At 69.2% G+C, this 19,569-nt stretch carries 15 protein-coding genes and 1 tRNA gene; 10 read left to right on the top strand and 6 right to left on the bottom strand.

What is annotated here, in order from left to right:
* Positions 1 to 531: 531 nt before the first annotated feature.
* Positions 532 to 1,404, top strand: coding sequence for a mechanosensitive ion channel family protein (locus ACZ63D_RS42625; protein WP_465360020.1), 873 nt, complete (start codon positions 532 to 534; stop codon positions 1,402 to 1,404).
* A 970-nt stretch (positions 1,405 to 2,374) separates the two neighbouring features.
* Complete coding sequence (locus ACZ63D_RS42630; RefSeq protein ID WP_465360021.1) at positions 2,375 to 3,013, top strand: nicotinamide mononucleotide transporter family protein; 639 nt, start codon at positions 2,375 to 2,377, stop codon at positions 3,011 to 3,013.
* Positions 3,014 to 3,015: 2 nt separating this feature from the next.
* On the opposite strand, the gene ACZ63D_RS42635 is transcribed toward ACZ63D_RS42630, so the two are convergent.
* The 3 genes from ACZ63D_RS42635 to aceE form a co-directional block, all read right to left on the bottom strand.
* On the bottom strand, positions 3,016 to 3,261 hold the full coding sequence (locus ACZ63D_RS42635; protein ID WP_465360022.1) for a hypothetical protein: 246 nt from the start codon (positions 3,259 to 3,261) through the stop codon (positions 3,016 to 3,018).
* Positions 3,262 to 3,387: 126 nt separating this feature from the next.
* Positions 3,388 to 4,599 carry an alpha-hydroxy acid oxidase gene (locus tag ACZ63D_RS42640; RefSeq protein WP_465360023.1) on the bottom strand — a complete coding sequence of 404 codons (1,212 nt, stop codon included), beginning with the start codon at positions 4,597 to 4,599 and terminating at the stop codon, positions 3,388 to 3,390.
* 106 nt (positions 4,600 to 4,705) lie between these two features.
* Entirely contained in the window at positions 4,706 to 7,501 is a 2,796-nt protein-coding gene (aceE, locus tag ACZ63D_RS42645) for a pyruvate dehydrogenase (acetyl-transferring), homodimeric type (RefSeq protein ID WP_465360024.1), read from the bottom strand.
* A gap of 399 nt (positions 7,502 to 7,900) precedes the next feature.
* Between aceE and ACZ63D_RS42650 the strand changes: the two genes are divergently transcribed.
* The 3 genes from ACZ63D_RS42650 to ACZ63D_RS42660 all read left to right on the top strand — a co-directional run bounded on the left by ACZ63D_RS42650 (position 7,901) and on the right by ACZ63D_RS42660 (position 8,972).
* Positions 7,901 to 8,335 (top strand): DUF3052 domain-containing protein, encoded by a 435-nt coding sequence (locus ACZ63D_RS42650; protein WP_452081535.1) that lies wholly within the window; start codon positions 7,901 to 7,903, stop codon positions 8,333 to 8,335.
* A 56-nt stretch (positions 8,336 to 8,391) separates the two neighbouring features.
* Positions 8,392 to 8,856, top strand: coding sequence for a peroxiredoxin (locus tag ACZ63D_RS42655; protein ID WP_037362700.1), 465 nt, complete (start codon positions 8,392 to 8,394; stop codon positions 8,854 to 8,856).
* A 44-nt stretch (positions 8,857 to 8,900) separates the two neighbouring features.
* Positions 8,901 to 8,972, top strand: a tRNA-Val gene (locus ACZ63D_RS42660).
* Positions 8,973 to 9,058: 86 nt separating this feature from the next.
* Here the strand turns inward: ACZ63D_RS42660 and ACZ63D_RS42665 are convergent.
* Positions 9,059 to 12,748 carry a TIR domain-containing protein gene (locus ACZ63D_RS42665; RefSeq protein WP_465360025.1) on the bottom strand — a complete coding sequence of 1,230 codons (3,690 nt, stop codon included), beginning with the start codon at positions 12,746 to 12,748 and terminating at the stop codon, positions 9,059 to 9,061.
* A gap of 293 nt (positions 12,749 to 13,041) precedes the next feature.
* Between ACZ63D_RS42665 and ACZ63D_RS42670 the strand changes: the two genes are divergently transcribed.
* The 3 genes from ACZ63D_RS42670 to ACZ63D_RS42680 all read left to right on the top strand — a co-directional run bounded on the left by ACZ63D_RS42670 (position 13,042) and on the right by ACZ63D_RS42680 (position 14,946).
* Complete coding sequence (locus tag ACZ63D_RS42670) at positions 13,042 to 13,860, top strand: hypothetical protein (protein WP_465360026.1); 819 nt, start codon at positions 13,042 to 13,044, stop codon at positions 13,858 to 13,860.
* Between the two features lie 35 nt (positions 13,861 to 13,895).
* Positions 13,896 to 14,123, top strand: a complete 228-nt coding sequence (locus tag ACZ63D_RS42675) for a hypothetical protein (RefSeq protein ID WP_465360027.1) — start codon at positions 13,896 to 13,898, stop codon at positions 14,121 to 14,123.
* Positions 14,124 to 14,217: 94 nt separating this feature from the next.
* Positions 14,218 to 14,946, top strand: a complete 729-nt coding sequence (locus tag ACZ63D_RS42680; protein ID WP_465360028.1) for a methyltransferase — start codon at positions 14,218 to 14,220, stop codon at positions 14,944 to 14,946.
* 201 nt (positions 14,947 to 15,147) lie between these two features.
* Here the strand turns inward: ACZ63D_RS42680 and ACZ63D_RS42685 are convergent, their stop codons facing one another.
* Positions 15,148 to 16,332, bottom strand: coding sequence for an aminotransferase class V-fold PLP-dependent enzyme (locus ACZ63D_RS42685; RefSeq protein ID WP_465360029.1), 1,185 nt, complete (start codon positions 16,330 to 16,332; stop codon positions 15,148 to 15,150).
* Between the two features lie 46 nt (positions 16,333 to 16,378).
* Here ACZ63D_RS42685 and ACZ63D_RS42690 point away from each other — a divergent pair, with 46 nt between their 5' ends.
* On the top strand, positions 16,379 to 16,993 hold the full coding sequence (locus tag ACZ63D_RS42690; RefSeq protein ID WP_465360030.1) for a GntR family transcriptional regulator: 615 nt from the start codon (positions 16,379 to 16,381) through the stop codon (positions 16,991 to 16,993).
* Positions 16,994 to 16,997: 4 nt separating this feature from the next.
* Positions 16,998 to 17,759, top strand: a complete 762-nt coding sequence (locus tag ACZ63D_RS42695; protein WP_465360031.1) for a metallophosphoesterase — start codon at positions 16,998 to 17,000, stop codon at positions 17,757 to 17,759.
* Here ACZ63D_RS42695 and ACZ63D_RS42700 read toward each other — a convergent pair.
* On the bottom strand, positions 17,749 to 19,374 hold the full coding sequence (locus tag ACZ63D_RS42700) for a CocE/NonD family hydrolase (RefSeq protein WP_465360032.1): 1,626 nt from the start codon (positions 19,372 to 19,374) through the stop codon (positions 17,749 to 17,751). The two genes, ACZ63D_RS42695 and ACZ63D_RS42700, sit on opposite strands and share 11 nt — an antisense overlap.
* Between the last annotated feature and the right edge of the window lie 195 nt (positions 19,375 to 19,569).

Consider the following 19,569-nt stretch of genomic DNA (forward strand, 5'->3'; position numbering starts at 1 on the left):
CGTTCGCCGCGGGACCGGCTAAAGACCTTCGCCCACTCACTTGTCCACCCGGCTATTGCCGGGCCGCGGCTATCCGGCGCATCCGCGCAATTCGCTGTCGCCGACTGCCCGGCACCGCGAATTCGCACCCCACGGACCACGCCTCTTCGGGATTCCCGTCCGGCTCTCTCCGCGACCACGCCCTGGTCGGCGCGCAAATCCTCCGGCGGTCCGCCAATCGCCGGAACATGAAGGCCAGATGAACGCCGGAGAAAACCCGAACCCCATTCGTCTCGGCAGGCCTGGGTACGCGGCAATAAAGAGCGGAAAATGTTCGAGGCCGCCCGGCGCTTGCGGTTTTCGCTGCGCCGAGCGGCCTCGTCTCCCCGGTCCCCACCGGTACGACAAGTATGGCGGTGCTTGATCTTCCCGCGCCAGTCGTCTCACTCGATCGTGGTGCACAGCACTCGGGTGCAGTGGGTACCTGTCCTGCGACCCGGTGCGACAGGACGGTGCCGGAATCCACGTCGAACCGCGGCGAAGGGAGCCAGCGTGGGTGAACAACTCAAGGACGGACTCGGACAGGCCTGGAATCTGGTGGCCACGTTCGTCCCGAAACTCGTGGGTTTTCTGATCATCCTCTTGATCGGCTGGCTGATCGCGAAAGCCGTGTCCAAAGCCCTCGGGCTCGTTCTCGGAAAACTCGGTTTCACGCGGCTGGTCGAGAAGACCGGGCTGACCGGAATGGTGAAGGGCGCGAATCTCGACGCCACCACGGTGCTCGTGAAACTCGTCTACTACTTCATTCTGCTGATCGCGCTGCAGCTGGCGTTCGGGGTGTTCGGGCAGTCGAACCCGGTGAGCCAGCTGCTCAACGACATCATCGCGTTCCTGCCGAGGATCCTCGTCGCGGTGGTGCTGATCATCGTGGCCGCGGCGATCGCGAAGGTCGTGCGGGACGTCGTCGCGGGCGCGCTGTCGGGCCGCTCGGCCGGACGGCTGCTCAGCACGGTCGCGTACTGGCTGGTGATGGCGTTCGGCATCATCGCGGCGCTGGGCCAGGTGAACATCGCGACGACGGTGACCGGCCCGCTGCTGATCGCCGTGCTGGCGACCGCGGGCGGCGTGATCGTGGTCGGCTTCGGCGGCGGCCTGATCAAACCGGCCCAGCAACGCTGGGACGGCTGGCTGGCCAACCTGCAGGGCCAGCTCGGCTCGGGTTCCGCGGACGGCTCGAAGGGCCAGCCGACCCAGGTGAGCGGCCAGCACGCGCACGCCGGGCAGACCCGGACGCAAAGCTACCCGCAGTCCCAGTCGGGCAGCCTCCCGCAACCCGGCGACCCGACCCGCCAGATGCCCGCGGACGGCGGCCGCCCGCCGGAGCCGCCGACCCCGCCCGCCGGTTTCGGCCGCGTGGAGCGGTGAGGACTGAGTAGGGGCGTTCGCCGGTGAGGTTCGCGGGCTGAGCTGCGGACGTTCGCTGGCGCCTGGGCCGTGCTGCTGGCCGGAGTCGGGTCAGTGGCTTCGCTGACGGCCTTTGCCCGGTCGGTGGATTGGGTTCATCGAGGGGCCGCGTTGCTTCGGGCAGCGCGGCCCCTCGTTTTGTGCGCGGGGGTTGGTCTGGAGTCGGGGTCGGTGGGTTCGCTGATGGCGTTTGCTCGATCGGTGGGTCGGGTTGATCGGAGGGGTCGCGTTGCTTGGGCAGTGCAGCCCCCGGTCTGTGCACCGGGTTTCCTGGCCGGGATCGGGGGTCAGTGGCTTCGCTGATGGTTTGCCCGGTCGGCGGAACGGGCTGATCGGAGGGGCTGTGTTGCTTTGGCAGCGCAGCCCCTCGGTTTGTGCGCCGGGTTTGCTGGCCGAGGCCGGGTCTGTGGCTTCGCTGATGGTGTTTGCCCGGTCGGTGGATCGAGTTGGTCGAAGGGCTGTGTTGCTCCGGCAACGCGGCCCTCGGTTTGCCTGCCCGGGCTGCTGGGGGTCGGTCGGCCGATTGCCCGGGCGGCTTAAGGATTGGGCTGATCGAGAGGGCGTGTTGCGTGGGCAACGCGCCCTTCGGTTTGTGCGCCGGGTTGCTGGCCAGAGCCGGGCCAGCAGTTCCGCCGACGGCCTCCGCCCGATCGGCGGTCCGGGGCGATCGAGGGCCGCATCGGTTCGACAGCGCGGACGTCGATTCGCCTGGCTTTGTGGGGCGCGATCAGCTTCGCTGACGACCTTTGCCCGGTCGGCGGATCGCATTGGTCGAGAGGCCGCGTTGTTCCAGCACCCCGACCCCTCTCCACCCGCCAGCCCCCAACCCTCCGGGCGTCCACTCACCGGGACTGTCTCCCGTCTCACATCGGCGCGGGAATGGCCGCTCCGTGTTGCATGTTGGGAGGCGTAGATCGGAAGGGGTGCCGACGTGGACTTCCTGTTGCACCACGGCGTGACCGTGTTCGGCCAGTGGATCTCGATCGCCGAGCTGGCCGGGCAGCTGTTCGCGCTCGCGGTCGTGTTCCTCGCGCAGCGGCGGACGCTGTGGACCTGGCCGGTGCAGGTCGGCGCGACCGTCCTGCTCTTCGCCGTTTACGCGTCCGCGCATCTCGGCGGCCTCGCCGGGCGGCAGGTCGCGATCCTGCTCATCTCGCTGTACGGCTGGTGGGCCTGGAATCGCCGGACGGATCCGGTGTACGGCGTCGTCGTGCGCAAGGGGCGGTGGACCGAGCGGGCCGCGATGCTCGCCGCGTTCGGGCTGGGCACGGTCGCGATGGCGCTGACGCTCCAGGCGCTCAACGCCTCGTGGGCGCCGTGGCCGGACGCCGCGATTTTCGTCGGGACGCTGGTCGCGTTCGCGGCGCAGGGGGTCGGGCTCGTGGAGTTCTGGGGCGTGTGGCTGGTGGTCGACGCGATCGGCGTGCCGTTGCAGATTCGCTCCGGCCTGTATTTCTCGGCCGCGATCTACCTCGTCTTCGCCGCGCTGGTCGTCCACGGCTGGATCACCTGGAACCGGTCGGCGCGCACCGCGGTGGCCGGCTCGAAGGCCGTCGCCGCGGCGCGCTGACCTCAGACGCCGAGCGCGAGCTGCCCGTCCGGGGTCAGCTCGGCCGGCGTCCACTGCCCGACCGCGCCGCCCAGTGCGGACGCCGGGCGGACCAAGCCTTCCCGGACGAGGTCGTGTGCGGTCGTCTGGTCACAGCACGGCAGGCCGTCGACCCTCAGGTCCGGTTCACAGCTGCGGGTCAGTTCGGCTCGGCCGGCGGCGATCGCGCGCAGCATCGCCAGCGCGCGGCGGTTCAGCATGACGGACATGGTCTCCTCCCTCGGACTATCCGAGGGCAGGAGACGTGATGTGCGTCACTGGATACGCGATTACGCCGACTGCATCAGTCCGGCGGTGAAGGGACTCCCACGCGGAGCCCCTTCCCGGACTCGGGCTCAGCGGAGCGTCGCGTGGGTGGGGCGCAGGTCGTCGACCCGCCGGACCCCGAGCAGCTGCATCGTGCGGATCATCTCGGTGCGCAGGATGTCTACGCACCGCTGCACGCCGCGCTCGCCGCCGGCCATCAGGCCGTACAGGAAAGCGCGGCCGATCAGCACCGCGTTCGCACCGCGGGCGAGCGCGGCCACGATGTCGCCGCCGGACAGGATGCCTGTGTCGACCCACACCTCGGCGCTGTCCTGGATCTCGTCCAGCGTCGCGGGCAGCAGTTCGATCGGCGTCGGAGCGCGGTCGAGCTGACGGCCGCCGTGGTTGGACAGCAGCACCGCGTCCGCGCCGTGTTTCACCACGTCGCGGGCGTCGTCGACGTTCTGCACGCCCTTGATCACCAGCTTCCCCGGCCAGGTCCGGCGCACCCAGTCGAGGTCGTCGAAGTTCAGCGTCGGGTCGAACAGCTTGTCCAGCAGTTCCGCGACGGTGCCGCCGAAGTGGTTGAGCGACGCGAAGTTCAGCGGCTCCGTGGTCAGCAGGTTGAACCACCACGCCGGGTGCGTCGCGCCGTCCACGAAGGTTTTCAGCGTGAGCGCGGGCGGGATGGTGAGCCCGTTGCGGACGTCGCGCAGCCGCTGGCCCGCGACCGGGGTGTCGACGGTCAGCAGGAGGGTGTCGTATCCGCTCTCCCAGGCGCGATTCATCAGATCTTCGCCCGCGCCGTGGTCGCGCCACACGTACAGCTGGAACCACTTGCGCGCGTCCGGAGCGGCCGCCGCGAGGTCCTCGATCGACGTGGTGCCCATCGTCGAAAGCGCCATCGGCATGTTGTTGCGCTGCGCCACGCGGGCCACCGCGCGTTCGCCCTCGGTCTGCATCATCCGCGTGAACCCGGTGGGCGCGAACGCGAACGGCAGCGCCGAGCGCTTGCCGAGGATTTCCCTGCTGGTGTCCACATCAGACACTCCGCGCAGCACGTTGGGCTGGAATTCCACGCGGCGGTACGCCTGCCGGGCGCGGCGCAGGCTGTCCTCGAGCTCGGCCGCGCCGTCGGTGTAGTCGAACGCGGCGCGCGGGGTGCGCTTGCGCGCGATCATCCGCAGGTCGGCGATCGTGTGCGCGCCGGCCAGGCGCCGGTCGGTCGGGTTGAGCACGATCGGCTTCGGCCGCAGGATCTCTTTGAGCTCGCTGGGCCGGGGCAGGCGACGCTGGGTCACGCTCGACCACCTTTCGTCAGAACATCGGGATACATCCGATGTCTACCTTAAAGCAGGGACCCCTCCAGGACACTGTCCTGGAGGGGTCCCTTGAGTCAAGCGACGGTCACGCGTTGCCGGAGTCGGACGTCTGCGGCCCGGCGGCCGCCACGTCGTCGAGCCGGTAGCGGCGGGCTGCCTCGGCGACCTTCGCCTGGTCGAACTCGCCGCGCTTGGCGAGCGCGGACAGCGCGCCGACGGTGATCGACTCGGCGTCCACCAGGAACTTGCGCCGCGCGGCCGGGCGGGTGTCGGAGAAGCCGAACCCGTCGGTGCCGAGCGTGAGCATGTCGGTGGGCACCCACGGGCGGATCATGTCCGGCACCGCGCGCATCCAGTCCGACACCGCCACGACCGGGCCGCTGACGTCCGCCAGCTTCTGCGTGACGTACGGAACCCGCGGCGTCTGGTCCGGGTGCAGCAGGTTCTCGTGGTCGATCTCGACCGCTTCGCGGCGCAGTTCGCCCCACGACGTGGCCGACCACACCGCGGCCCGCACGCCCCACTCCTCGGCCAGCATCTTCTGCGCCTTGAGCGCGTCCGGCATCGTGACGCCGGAAACCAGCACCTGGACCTCCGGGCCGTCGCCCTCGGGCGCGTCGGCGTACCGGTAGAGGCCCTTGAGCACGCCGTCGACGTCCAGGTTCTCCGGCTCGGCCGGCTGCTGGTAGGGCTCGTTGTAGATGGTGATGTAGTAGAAGATGTTCTCGCCGTTGCCGTCCGGGCCGGTCTCGCCGTACATCCGGCGCAGACCGTCCTTGACGATGTGCGCGATCTCGAACGAGTAGGCCGGGTCGTAGGCCACCACGGCCGGGTTCGTCGCCGCCAGCAGCAGCGAGTGCCCGTCCGCGTGCTGCAGGCCCTCGCCGGTCAGCGTGGTGCGGCCGGCGGTGGCGCCGAGCACGAACCCTCGGGCCATCTGGTCCGCCGCCGCGTACAGGCCGTCGCCGGTGCGCTGGAACCCGAACATCGAATAGAAGATGTAGATCGGGATCATCGGCTCGCCGTGCGTCGCGTACGACGTGCCGACGGCGGTGAACGACGCGGTGGAACCCGCCTCGTTGATGCCCTCGTGCAGCAGCTGGCCCTTCTCGGACTCCTTGTACGCCAGCATCAGGCTCGCGTCGACCGAGGTGTAGGTCTGGCCGTGCGGGTTGTAGATCTTGGCGGTCGGGAACATCGAGTCGAGGCCGAACGTGCGCGCCTCGTCCGGGATGATCGGGACGATCCGCTTGCCGATCTCCGAGTCCTTCGCCAGCTCGCGGATGAGCCGGACGATCGCCATCGTGGTGGCGACCTCCTGCTTGCCCGAGCCCTTGCGGACGCCCTCGTAGACCTTGTCGCCGGGCAGCACGAGCGCCTTGGCGGTCTTCGGGCGGCGCTCCGGCAGGAACCCGCCCAGCGCCTTGCGGCGGCCGCGCATGTACTCGATCTCCGGCGAATCCGGGCCCGGGTGGTAGTACGGCGGCAGCTTCGGATCGCGCTCGAGCTCCTCGTCGCTGATCGGGATCCGCTGGGTGTCGCGGAACAGCTTGAGGTCGTCGAGGGTGAGCTTCTTCATCTGGTGCGTGGCGTTGCGGCCCTCGAACGCCGGGCCGAGGCCGTAGCCCTTGATCGTGTGCGCCAGGATCACCGTCGGCTGGCCGGAGTGCTCCATGGCCGCCTTGTACGCCGCGTACACCTTGCGGTAGTCGTGGCCGCCGCGCTTGAGGTTCCAGACGTCGGCGTCGGACAGGTCCTTGACCAGGTCCTTCGTCCGAGGGTCGCGGCCGAAGAAGTGCTCGCGGACGAACGCGCCGTCGTTGGCCTTGTAGGTCTGGAAATCGCCGTCCGGCGTCACGTTCATCAGGTTGACCAGCGCGCCGTCGCGGTCGGCGTGCAGCAGCGAGTCCCACTCGCGGCCCCAGATGACCTTGATCACGTTCCAGCCCGCGCCGCGGAAGTACGCCTCGAGCTCCTGGATGATCTTGCCGTTGCCGCGCACCGGGCCGTCGAGCCGCTGCAGGTTGCAGTTGATCACGAAGGTCAGGTTGTCCAGTCCCTCGCCCGCGGCCACGTGGATCAGGCCGCGCGATTCGGCCTCGTCCATCTCGCCGTCGCCGAGGAACGCCCAGACGTGCTGGTCGGAGGTGTCCTTGATGCCGCGGTCGCGCAGGTAGCGGTTGAACCGCGCCTGGTAGATCGCGTTCATCGGGCCGAGCCCCATCGACACCGTCGGGTTCTCCCAGAACTCCGGCATCAGCCGGGGGTGCGGGTACGACGGGAGGCCGCCGCCCTCGCCCGCGTGGCTGAATTCCTGGCGGAACCCGTCGAGCTGCTGCTCGGTGAGGCGGCCCTCGAGGAACGCGCGGGCGTACATGCCGGGAGAGGCGTGGCCCTGGAAGAAGACCTGGTCGCCGCCGCCGGAGTGGTCCTTGCCGCGGAAGAAGTGGTTGAAGCCGACCTCGTACAGCGCCGCCGACGAGGCGTAGGTGGAGATGTGGCCGCCGACGCCGACGCCCGGCCGCTGCGCGCGGTGCACCATGATCGCCGCGTTCCAGCGGATGTAGCGGCGGTAGCGGCGCTCGATCTCCTCGTCGCCCGGGAACCACGGCTCGTTCTCGGTGGGGATCGTGTTCACGTAGTCGGTCGAGGTGAGCGCCGGGACGCCGACGTTGCGTTCCCGGGCGCGCTCGAGGATGCGCAGCATCAGGTACCTGGCCCGCTGCTGGCCCCCTCGGGCCAGCGCCTCGTCGAAGGAGTCCAGCCATTCGCTGGTCTCTTCCGGGTCGATGTCGGGAAGGTGCGCAGCGAGTCCGTCACGGATGACGCGTACGCGAGCCGGGGTCTCCTTGCCGGAGGCGCCGTCGTTCTGCGGGGCCAAGGGGTCTCCTTGTAGCTGGTTGTAGCCGTTGTAGCTGGTGGGCGGGAGTGCTCGCCGACGTCCATGGTCGTCCCGGTTGGGGTTCCCGTCACCTGTACTGCCCGGTAACATCGGCCGCCCGAGTTTCGCCACTCCCCGCGCACGGTGTATCGCGCGCGCGTTTTTCTCTCTCCACCCTAAAGGAGGCTCCCGGGGAGGGCTCCGCAGTGGTGGGGTACTGAGTGCCACCCGGAGTCGGGCAGTGCGGCGGCAAGCCCCTACGCTGCAGACACGACTTGCCAAAGATCCGGTGTGGACGGTTGCGCGCAGCGCCGCGTCAGTGTTCGCTGTTCGACAACCGTGTATCCGAGTGCGGCGGACCTACCGCCGCGCTCCGTCGTAGTTGGAGGAGTGGAAGCAGTGGTCGCCGCGGGAGACGCAGGCAACGCCGGCGTCGCCGAGAGCCTTGGCATCAAGCCGGACATGGTGGTCCAGGAGATCGGCTGGGACGATGACGTCGACGACGACATCCGCGCGGCGATCGAGGAAACGATCGGCGGTGAGCTCCTCGACGAAGACGCGCAGGAGGTCATCGACGTTGTGCTGCTGTGGTGGCGCGACAACGACGGAGACCTCGGAGACGCGCTGGTCGACGCCCGCGGCCCGCTGGACGAGAACGGCGTGATCTGGGTGCTGACCCCGAAGACCGGGCAGCCCGGGCACGTCGAGCCCAGCGACATCGCCGAGGCGGTGCCCCAGGTCGGGCTCGCCCAGACGGCGAACATCAGCGTGGGCCCGGGCTGGCTGGGCACCCGGCTGGTGTCGCCGAAGTCCTCGAAAGCCAAGCAGCGCTGAGGCCGCGATAGGGTGGGCGGGCACGCTCGTGTCCGCTCTGGAGAGGAATCGCCGGTATGGCCGTCGAGGTCGGTTCGCAGGCCCCTGACTTCACGCTCAACGACTACAACAAGCAGCCGGTCACGCTGTCGCAGTTCAAGGGCGACAAGCCGGTCCTGCTGGTGTTCTACCCGTTCGCCTTCAGCGGGATCTGCACCGGCGAGCTGTGCCAGCTGCGCGACGAGTTCGGCGACTACGACGGCAAGGGCGTCCAGGTGCTGGGCGTCTCGGTCGACACGCCGTTCTCGCTCAAGGCGTGGGCCGAGCAGGAGGGCTACCAGTTCCCGCTGCTGTCGGACTTCTGGCCGCACGGCGAGGTGGCCCAGAAGTACGGCGTCTTCAACGACCAGGCCGGGCTCGCCGTCCGCGGCACCTTCCTGATCGACACCGAAGGCGTGGTCCGCTTCGCCGAGGTCAACGCGCCGGGCGAGGCGCGCGACCAGGCTGGGTGGAAGAAGGCCGTCGAGGAACTGACTGCCTGATCTTTTTTCGTCCGCCGGGACGGGGTCGCTCCGTTCCGGCGTGCGGGCGCATAGCTCAGCGGGAGAGCACTCGGTTTACACCCGAGCGGTCGCAGGTTCGATCCCTGCTGCGCCCACCGTGGCTGGCCTGACCCCATCCGGTAGAGGTTTCACCGGATGGGGTTTTGCTGTGCGGGGCCGAGGTCCGCAGCCGTCCCGCCCCTCACGACGCGATCCGGGCCGCGATAAACGTCGCCACCTCAGCCGGACACTCCGGATGCCCCGCCAGGCGCGCAGCCCGGCCGTCCGCCGCTGTGCCGTCCAGAAGCAGGAAGGTCTCCGCGATTGCCTGGCGCACCGCGGCCGACGTGTCCGGCAGGCCGAAGATCTCCTCCAGCCACGGCAGGGCGCGCGGGTCCCGGCCGGCCAGGCTTCGGATCAGTGCGCGCATCGCGGTGGGGAGTTTCTTGCCCAGGCGGGCGGGGTCCAGGGTGCTGAGCACGTCGGTCAGCAGGGAGCGGGTCTGCTCGCCGCTGAGCCGCCGGGCCATCAGGGTTCCGGAGAGCGTCACGAGATCGCGGAACGCGGCGGAGTGGTCGTGGGTGGCCGGTTCTCGCGGGTCGAGCGGCAGTCGGCCGCGCACGACGGTGTGTACGGCGAGCACGGTTTCCGCCGGGAGTGCCGTTGCGTCGTCGAGCCGGATCAGCAGGGTCAGCAGGGCTCGTTGAAGGGTGGCCGCTTCTCCGTTGCCTGCCGCGGTCTGGAGCCGGTGCAGGCAGCGGGCTGGCAAGTCCGCGGGCAGGGCGGGGAGTTCCGGCTGGGAGAGGAATTCGGCCAGCCGCGTGGCGGCGTCGGTGTGCGGGGTGTCAAGCAGTGGGCCGAGCCAGGCGACGAACTCCGCGGGGAAGTCGGTGATCGTCGTCACGATGGTTTTGACGGCGGTCCCGGCCACGGCGGGGCTGTGGCCAGTCAGCAGGCAGTTGGCGATCCACTTTCTGGCGGTCTCGTCGCTGTCGGCCAAGCGCCCTTCAAGACGGGCGCGCAATTGCTCCATGGTGTCGGTGTCCTGGGCAGAAATCACCGCGCGCAGGTCGCGGGCCAGCCGGTCCAGCAGCGGGCGCGGGGTTCCGCTGATCCAAGCGCTGGTCAGCCCCTCTCTGACCGCGGGAAGCAGTTCCTCGGCGGTGGCTTCGGCGAGCAAGGCGCGATGCCGCGACTCGTCGTCGGCGGCCAGCACGGCCAGCGCTGGCCAGATGGTCCGCGGGACCAGGTTTTTCGCCGGTTCCAGCCAGGAGCCGAGCCGGGACCGGGTACCGGCGTCGACGCCGGTGGCGAGGACTGCCGCGCATCGGCCGATCGCGTTGACGGCTACCCGGTTCTGGGGAAGCTTGGCGGCGAGCAGTCGCCGCGCGGTCCAGGCGGGGCGTTCGGCGGCGAACTGCTCCAGGACGGAGATGTGCGGTTCAGGGGAACGGATCGAACCGGCTAGCGCGTCGTCGACCACCTCGTCCGCGATCGGCGGTTCGTCGAGCGCCAGCCGGACCGCCAGTTTGATCTGGCCGTTGTTCCATTCCGCGGGCAGCGGTTCGGCCAGCATGTCCCGCCAGTCTGTCCAACCCCGTGCGGTGCGGACCTTTTCCGACCGCCAGAGGGCGAGCATGAACGCGACGAGGTCGTCGTCCGGCAAGGGCGGTCGCGCGGAGCGCAAAGCGATCTCAGCGATCTTGCTGACCTCGTCTTCCGGCGCGGGGGCGACCGCGTATCCGTAGAGGCACGCGCGCCGGCCCAGCGGTCCGAACGCTCGGTAGCGCTCCCGCAGCAGGCGGTGGATTTCGGCGGGCATCGGCCCGGTGGCCAGCCGCAGCACCAGCCGTTCGTGGGCTCCGTCGGTCGCGGCGTCGCCGAGTTCGCCTTTCACCTCGAACACCGCGGCGACGGCGTCGCTGAACCATTCGACCGGGTTCGTCCGGGACATGAGCGGGACGAGCGCCCGGATCGCCGGATCTCCCAGCGTTTTGGGGTACTGGCGCAGCACCTGGAGCGCGTGCCGGAAGACGACCGGACGGTGTCTCGGCGGCACGTCGACCAGCACCGGCAACGTCTCGCGCAGGAGGGCGGGCTGATCGACGACGCCGTCCAGCACGCCGCGCACCGCTTCGGGCTCGTCGCGCTGCAGGGCAGCCAGTACCCGGACCACCGCGGCTTCGGCCAGTTCCGAGGGGAGCAGGGCGTCGAGTTCCTGGTACTCCTCGGCGGACCCGGCTTGCAGCAACAAGGTTCTGGCCACTGGCCACAGCGGGCTGCCGCGGGTCGTCAGCCGCGCCATCAGCGTCGCGACCTCGGCTGAATCGGCGCCGCGCAGGAGAAGCCATCTGCCGTGGGCGTATTCAGCGAAAGTCTGGTGGAAGAACTCCCACGACGTGTCCCGGTCGCGGAGCACCCCCTCGCTGTCCAGCAGGCGAAGCCCCCGCAGGTCGGCGTCTTCGAGCAAGCCTTTCGGCACTCGGAGCCGAACCGCGCCCGCGTCAGTGACGACCTTGGCCGCGACCCGCAGCGCCGCCTGTTCCTTGCGGTCGCCTTCCGGGCTTCCGGCGATTCCCGCGTGCTCCCGCACCCGGGTGTTCCAGTACGCCTGGTAGAGGCCGGTGACGGTCAGGTCCTCGGGCACCCGGCCCAGCGCGCCGAACGTGCGGCAGGTCAGCGCCAGCCGGACCGGAAGGGCGCACACGTGCCGCAACGGGCCGTCCTCGGCGACCCCGCCCTGGAGCGACTGGAGGAACGCCGCGTGGTCGTCGTCGCCGTCCTGTCCGGCCAGGAACCGCCGCGCCCAGTCCACGATCTCGGCCGGTTCGAGCAGCGGCAGCACGAACTCGGTGAGCCGTCCCGCCAATCGCGGCGCACTGCGTTCGGTGTCGCGCAGGTAGTGCTCGAATTCGTGAGTACGGCAGGTGAAAACCACTTCGCCGATCTCGAGGGCCTCGGCGAGTATCGCGGCCAGCCCGGTGAGCGTGGCCGGCTCGACCAGCAGGTCGAGAGTGTCCAGCACTAGCGTCGCTTTCCCGTGCGCGGCCCGCAGGACTCTCAGCAAGGCGATGAGCCCGCCCTGGCCGAGTGCGCGGTCCGCAGCCATTCCCAGCGCACGGTCGACCTCGGCGAGGTCTCCGTCGAGTGCGCCGGGCTGGACGCTGGCGGCCACGACAAGGACTGCCGCGCCTTCCGCGAACTCGGTCTCGAACCGGTCGAGCAGCTGACCCAGCAAGACGCTTTTGCCGATCCCGCCAGCGCCGGTGAGCGCGAGCGCTTGCTCTCGGCCGTCGACGGCGGAACGGGTCGTGCGGACCGTCCGGGCGTCGTTGAGGAGCTTCGACCGGTCGACCGGCTGGAGAGTTCGCGCGCGCAGCGACTCGCGATCGGCGGCGACGATGCGCGGCAGTGCGTGGGGGCCGTCGAAGCGGCCGAGCGGAGGTTTGGGCAAGCCGAGGCCGTACAGCGAGCTGAGGAGGTACGCCAATCCGCCGGGGGTGAGATCGGGCAGCAGATAGTGGGTCGTGCTGAAGGGAGTGAGGAACGCCGGGATGTCGCCGACCGATCCGCCGGGCAGGACGACCGGAAGGATCCGGCGGGTCCAGTACGGCCGGTTCTGGGTGAGCCGGTCCCGCAGGATCGCGCCCTCCCACTGCGCCCCGCGACCTTCGTCTGGGGGTGCTTTGCCTTCGGCACGGCGCTTGTAGGCGGGCGAAGCGATCACGAGGACGTATTCGTGATCCATGTTTTCCAGCGCCCACAGCGACCAATCCCGGCGGCCGTCGTCGTCCCACTGGTCGAGCGTGACGTCGACGCCCTGTTCCCGCAGCCGGGTGCAGAACTCGAGCACGTGTGCCTTGTGCTCGTCGGAATCGTGGGAATACGACACGAAAGCGGTCGGCTGGGGTGCGCGCGAGGTGTCGATGCCGGAGAGCTTACCGGCGGCGCGGAATGGATCAAGCGAGGATTTCGGAAATACCGCGCGAAACGGCGTTGCCGATCTTGAGCGCGCGGGTCCGGCGGTTTTGTCTCGCCTGCCGGAAACGTTTCGAAACCGTCACGAGCCGGAGCGGTCTCCTGCCGGGGCGTAACAGCACGCGAGCGCATCCCGACCAGGAGGCTGTCAGTCTGCGAACGTCGGGCGGTTGGGGCAACGGCCCGCGGCACGAGGGGGCGAGGCGGATGAAAATCGCGGTCTTGATCGCGGTTCTCGTGGTGGTGGCGGCGGCTTTCGTTTCGCTCACCGGCAGTTTCGCCCATCCGACCCTCGGTTCGATCAGCTCGTCGGTCGTCCTCACCTGCGCCACGCTCGTCCAGCGGGTGAATTCCGTGCAGAAATGGATTTCCGGCCCGCGGGAGTGGCGCAAAGAGCAGATCGTGGGGTGGGCGCAGCAGACCCTGATCAACGTGGTCAAGGACAAGCACCTTTCCGAGGAGGTGCTCAGCCTGGTCGTGCACGTGTGGGTCGTGCCCCGGTGGTACCGGCGGCTGCTCCCGTACCGGCTCAGGCGCGCGTTGAAGAGGGTCGTCGGCTGGAAGCCGTTCCGGAGGTTCGGCGGGTGGGTGATCCGTCCCGCCTTCCAGCGAGCAGTGGCGTTCGGGCTGGTCAGGCGTATGCCGAGCGGGGTCACCTTCAAGAAGGGGCGCGGTCTCGTCGGGCTGTGCGTGCTGAACAACGACCAGGCGGAATTCGTCACTCTCAGCATCGACGACCCGGCCTACAAGCGAGCGCTGCGGGACCGCAACGCGCATGTCTGGAAAACGCATTCGCCCGCGTTGACGCACAATCTGGAACGGGCCGACGCGCTGAAACTTTCGCACACCTACGCCCAGGTGATCGGTTTGGTGGTCAAGTCGGAGTCCGGCGAGGCGCTGGGCTGCGTGACGCTCAGTTCGTCGCAGCCGAAACTGTCGGCGCAGCACAATCTGATCGACTCGCCGCTGGTGCGGACTCAGCTCAAATCGCTGGCGCTGGGAATTTCTCCCGTGCTCTTTTTGTGATCTTGGTATCCTGGACGACGGACGGAGGTGCTGATTTGCTGGAAAAAATGCTGCCCGGCGAATTGGAGGGCGAGGTGGATCCGGAGGATTACGGCTTCACCGTGATCCGGGAGGACCCGCTCACTCCGGCGGAGGCCGCGGAATTGGTCAACACCATGTACGACCAGGTGAAGCAGCGCACCGGGCTCGTCATGCCCAAGGTGGAACGCTACATCGACACGCTGGAGAACGAAGCCGAAGAGGCGGGCGCGAGCCGGACGTAAGGCGGCGCTCGGCACCGAGTAGGCTCCCGGTCGCTCACGCACGGTCACCGCATGCGCGAGCTTCCGGTCGCTACTCCAGAATTGCTGAGCGAGCATGGCGCGAGAACTGCCAAGATCGTTTCCCCCGGCCGTGCGGACGTCGATTCGCGAGCTCGCGGAGCCTTGTGATCTTGCCCCGGCCCGGGCGCTTGTCGCCAAACACGAGCGGCTCGAGTATCCGTTCGCCTGCGAATTCGGCGGGATCCGGCTGCGGCTGACCGAGGGCGTGTTCTGCCCGGCGCTGACCAACGTTTCGCCGCTCCTGCTGGACGCCGTGGATTTCCGGCCCGGCGAGCGCGTGCTCGAAGCGTTCGCCGGGAGCGGGGCGCTGGGCATCCTCGCCGCGACGCACGGTGCCGCCGAAGCGGTCCTGGTGGACATCTCCGCTCCGGCGATCGCTTGCGCGGAGGGCAACGCCCGGCTGAACGGCGTGGCCGACCGGGTGCGCGGCTGGATCGGCACGGTCGAGGAGACGGTCGAACCGGGGGAGACGTTCGATCTCGTCATCGCCAATCCGCCGCTGCTCCCGGTTTCGGCAGACGTAGGCGCCTTGACCGAAGCGCTGTTCGACCCAGGACTGGTCGCCACCAATGCGTTCGTCGACTTGCTTCCGCGGCTGCTCAAGCCCGTGGGGCGCTGCTATCTGGTGAGTTCGAGCGCGGCCGAAAAGGCCGGATACGACCTGGAAAAGCGGTTCGCGGCGAACAACCTGGTCGCGTCACTGGCGGCCAAAGCCGATTTCGCCTACGAGAGCTACCGCGTGCACAAGCTGACGCGCGCTTAGCTTCCTGGCGCAAGAGAAAGCCCCCTGAGCCAGGACTCCCCCATCGGTCCCGGCCCAGGAGGCCTTCTCGTCCCTCCGCTTGCCCCGTCGGGCCTGCCCCCTCGACAGGCCCGGCCGCAGCGCACTCCGCGGGTGTACGCGAGACAAGAGGCGGCTTCGGCGGTGCTGGATACTGCTCCGAACGAGTGGTCCTCAGCGACCTCAGCGCGCGAGCGCGGCGACCTCGCCGATCAGCCGGTCGATTTCCTCCTCGGTGTTGTAGTAGTGCACCGAAGCGCGCACCAGGTCCGGCAGGCGGCGCTCGGTGAAGTCGTATTGCGCCGACGACGGGTGCGCGACGCTCGTGTTGATCTTCGCCGCGTTCAGTCGGTCCTTGATTTCGTCCGCGGGCACTCCGTCGACGCTGAACGTCACGAGGCCGCACTTGCGCGCGCCCGCGTCGTGCACGGTGACTCGGTCCAGGTCGGCCAGGCGGGAACGCAGCGTCGCGGCCAGTGCGGCGACTCGGTCTTCGATCGCGGGCAGGCCCCATTCCATCGCGTAGTCCACTGCCGCGCCGAGGCCGAGCACGGCGGCGTAATCGCGTTCCCACACCTCGAATCGCTTCGCGGTCGGGTCGACCACGTACTCAGTGGGGGAGGTCCATTGGGCCGAGTGCAGGTCGAGCATCGCCGGTTCGAGGCGGTCGCGCAGCCGCGGGTGCACGTACAGGAAGCCGGTGCCGCGGGGGCCGCGCAGGTACTTGCGACCGGTGGAGGTCAGCGCGTCGCAGCCGATGCGTTCGACGTCGAGGTCCAGCTGACCGGCCGACTGGCACGCGTCGAGCAGGAATGGAATGCCCGCTTCGCGCGCGACGGCGCCGATTTCCTCGGCGGGGTTCACCAAACCGCCCTGCGTCGGCACGTGGGTCACCGCGATGAGCTTGACGTCGGAGTCGATCCGGCGGCGCAGGTCTTCGACGTCGAGCTGGCCGGTTTCGTCGTTGTCCACGACCTCGACGGTCGCGCCGGTCCGGCGCGCGATCTGGAGGTAGGCGATGGCGTTGCTGGCGTATTCGGCGCGCGCGGTGAGGATTCGGTCGCCCGGGCCGAAGGGCAGCGCGTAGAAGATCGCTTGCCACGAGCGGGTCGCGTTGTCGCTGAGCGCGATGTCGTCGGGAGCGGCGTTGAGCAGGCGCGCGACCGAGGTGTACACGCCTTCGATGCGGTCCTTGGCCTGTTCGGCCGCTTCGTAGCCGCCGAGCAGGGATTCGGTGCGCAGGTAGTCGATCACGGTGTCGGTGACGCGCGCGGGCGGCAGGGCAGAGCCGGCGTTGTTGAAGTGCGTGACTCCGACGCATCCGGGCGTTTCGTACCTTGCGCGCTCGACATCGAAAGTGCTGGCCATATGAACTGAATACAGTACAGGCGATCTGTGTGCAATACTCTCCGGCATGGTCAAGAGACTCATGCGTGGTGAACTTTTCGAAGAGATCACCGCGCGCGTACTCGACGGACGGCTCCCCGCGGACACCCGCGTCAACGAGGTCCACCTGGCCAGCGAGCTGGGCGTGTCGCGGACCCCGTTGCGCGAGGCGCTGATCGGGCTGGCCGACCGGGGACTGCTCGTCGCCGCGCCGGGGCGCGGATTCCTGGTCGCGCCGCTCGACCCGCAGGAGGCGCGCCGGCTGTACCCGCTGGTCGCCGAACTGGAAGCGCTCGCGCTGCGCTGGACGTCGCCGCTCGAGCTCGCCTCGCTCCCGGACGCGCTCGACCGGATTTCCGACGAGCTGGCCGATTCCGCCGACGTGACCGCGGCGGACGACCGCTGGCACGCACTGCTCACGTCCCGCTGCGACAACCCGCATCTGCTGCGTTTGATCGAGCAGACGAAGCCATTGCTCAAACGCTACGAGACGGCATACTTCGGCGGGCGGGACCGTGTGGCGGAGAGCGTGGCCGAACACCGCGAGATCGCGGCGGCGCTGCGGGCGAACGACCTGCCCGGCGCGTCCGCGCTGCTCGTGCGGAACTGGGTGAAAGCCTTGGCGTACTTGAAGGAGAGCTGATCCGGTGCGGGTTTTCGCGCATTTGTCCGACATCCACCTCGACGGCGGCGAGCGCGCGGACGCACGGGCCGCCGCGGTGACGAGGTACCTGCGCAACCTCGAAAAGCCGGTCGACGCCGTGTTCGCCACCGGTGACATCGCCGATCACGGCCTGCCCGAGGAATACCGTCGCGCGGCCGAACTGCTGGACCTCTCGGTGCCAGTGGTGGTCTGCCCCGGCAACCACGACGTCCGAGAGCAGTTTCGCGAGGCGCTGCTGGGGGAACCGGCCAGCGACGCTCCGGTGAACTCCGCGACCGAGGTGGCCGGGGTGCTGCTCGTGTCGTGCGATTCGACGATCCCGGGCAAAGGGGCCGGTTACCTCGCCGATGAGACGCTCGCCTGGCTGGACGACACTCTCGCCGGTCACGACGGCCCGTCGTTCGTTGCGTTCCATCACCCGCCGCTCGACGTCGGCGTGACGCTGGTGGACGCGATCCGCCAAACCGGCGAAGACCGCCTCGCCGCCGTGCTGCAGCGGCACCCCGGCGTGGCGGCGTTGCTGTGCGGGCACGTGCACACCGGCGCGGCGACGGAGTTCGCGGGCGTGCCGGTGCGGATCGCGCCGGGTGTGGTGTCCGGATCACTGCTGCCGGTGGAACCCGGCTCGGGTCGCGGCTGGGCCGAAGGCGGGCCGCTGGACTTCGTCAGCCCGCCGTCGCTGCTGTTGCACGTGCTGCACGACGACGGCAGGCTGACGACGCATCAGCGCGTGGTCACGGAGTAAAGACCGGCAGCGTGACCCGCGACGGCCGGGTCGCGTCGTGGAACACCTCGAACCGGTTCGGCGTGCCGCGCACCGCGGACGAAACCCGTTCTCCCGTACCGTGATTGCGCGCGAATCGCGGGAACGCGCCGCCCGCGATCTGAACGCGCAACCGGTGCGCGCGGCGGAACCGGTAGGCGGTCGGGTCGAGTTCCACCTCGGCGCGCACCACACCGTCGGCATCAGCTTCGGGCACGCCGGGGCGCAGCCGCAGGATGCCGTCGGTTACGTTGCGCGAGATACCGCTGGGATCGACGTCGCACAGCCGCACGTACACATCGGCGTCGGCCAGTTCGGTCCGCACGTACACAGTGGCGGACACGTCGCCGATCACGTCGACGTCGTGCAGCAGCGGCTCGCCGGTGAACACCAGCACGTCGTCGCGCGCCTCGACCGCGGAATTGTCGCGCTGCTTGTTCTTTCCCATCAGCAGCGGCCCGCCGACGGCCGGGGTCGGGTCCGCCGGGTCGTAGGTGAACGGCGTCGGCAGCGCCTCGCCGGGCACCGTTTCGCCGAGGCCGCCGACCGGGCGCAGGTGGGCGTGCGTGGGCTCGGAAGCGGGCGGCCAATGGTCGAAATCAAGCCAAGTGGACGCCTGCTGCAAGAAAATCCGCACCGGCGAACGCTGCAGCTGAGTGCGGTCGTCGGCGAGATGCGCGCGCAGGAAGCCGAGCTGGTCCTGGATCAGCACGGGGAAGCTGGCCGGGTCGCCGTGCGCCCACGGCCCGATCGTGATCCGCGGCGATTTTCCGGCGTCCTGCAGCGTGCGGAAGTCCCGCAGCTGCGTGCGGATGAACAGGTCGTACCAGCCGGTGACCATGCTGACCGGCACGCCGAGCTTCGCGACTTCGGCGCTGTGGTCGGACATCTGCCAGAAATCGTCGTCCGGATCCGCGTGCTCGGTGACGTCCTGCAGGAACTGCACCGGTTTGCCGATCGCCGCCACATCCGCGCCCGCGATTGGCAGGTAGGCCATCGCGTTGCGCGTGCGCCGCTTCTGCAATGGGTTCGGCAGCGCGGCGAACCGCTCCTCCTGTTTCCCGATCATGGCCGACCAGGACACCATGTTGTCCGCCGCGAGCACCCCGCCCGGATAGAACGTGCTGACGAATTCGGACGCGGTGATCGCGAGGCACATGGCTTCCAGCGGAGGGTCGAGATACGGGCCGACCGCCCATTGGGTGTGGCCGAGGTAGCTCGCGCCCGCCATGGCGACGCGTCCGTCGCACCAGGGCTGGGCGCGCAGCCATTCGGCGGTGGCGATGCCGTCCTCGCGTTCGGTGTGGAACGGGCGGAACTCGCCTTCCGAACCGAAGGTGCCGCGGGTGCTTTGAAGGACGGTTTGCAGGCCGTGCCGGGCGAAGGTTTCGCCGAAGAGCTTGGCGAGAGGGCCGGTGCGGCCGTAGGGGGTGCGGATGAGCACGACGGGGCCGGTCGTCAGGCCCGCGGGGGTGTAGCGGTCGGCCAGGAGGTGCACGCCGTCGGGCATCGGGATGCGAAGGCCCTTGGCGGCGGCCGGGGCTGGGCCCTTGGCGGCGGGGAGACCGAGCAGCCGGTCGACGATTCGGTTCAGCACGTGATCGAACGTACGCGAGTTGTTAGGGGTTCGCTTTTTGCTGTGGGGGCGGCTCGTCGCCCTGGGGGGGGCGACATTGCGCCTGGGGTGGTTGCGTGGGGCACCCCGAAGCGGGATTGTGCTGACGGTTCGGGGGGGGGGGGTGGGGGGGGGGGGAGGGCGGACAAAAACCACACAACCAACAGGGGGGGAGAG

This window comes from Amycolatopsis sp. NPDC104775, assembly GCF_055583325.1.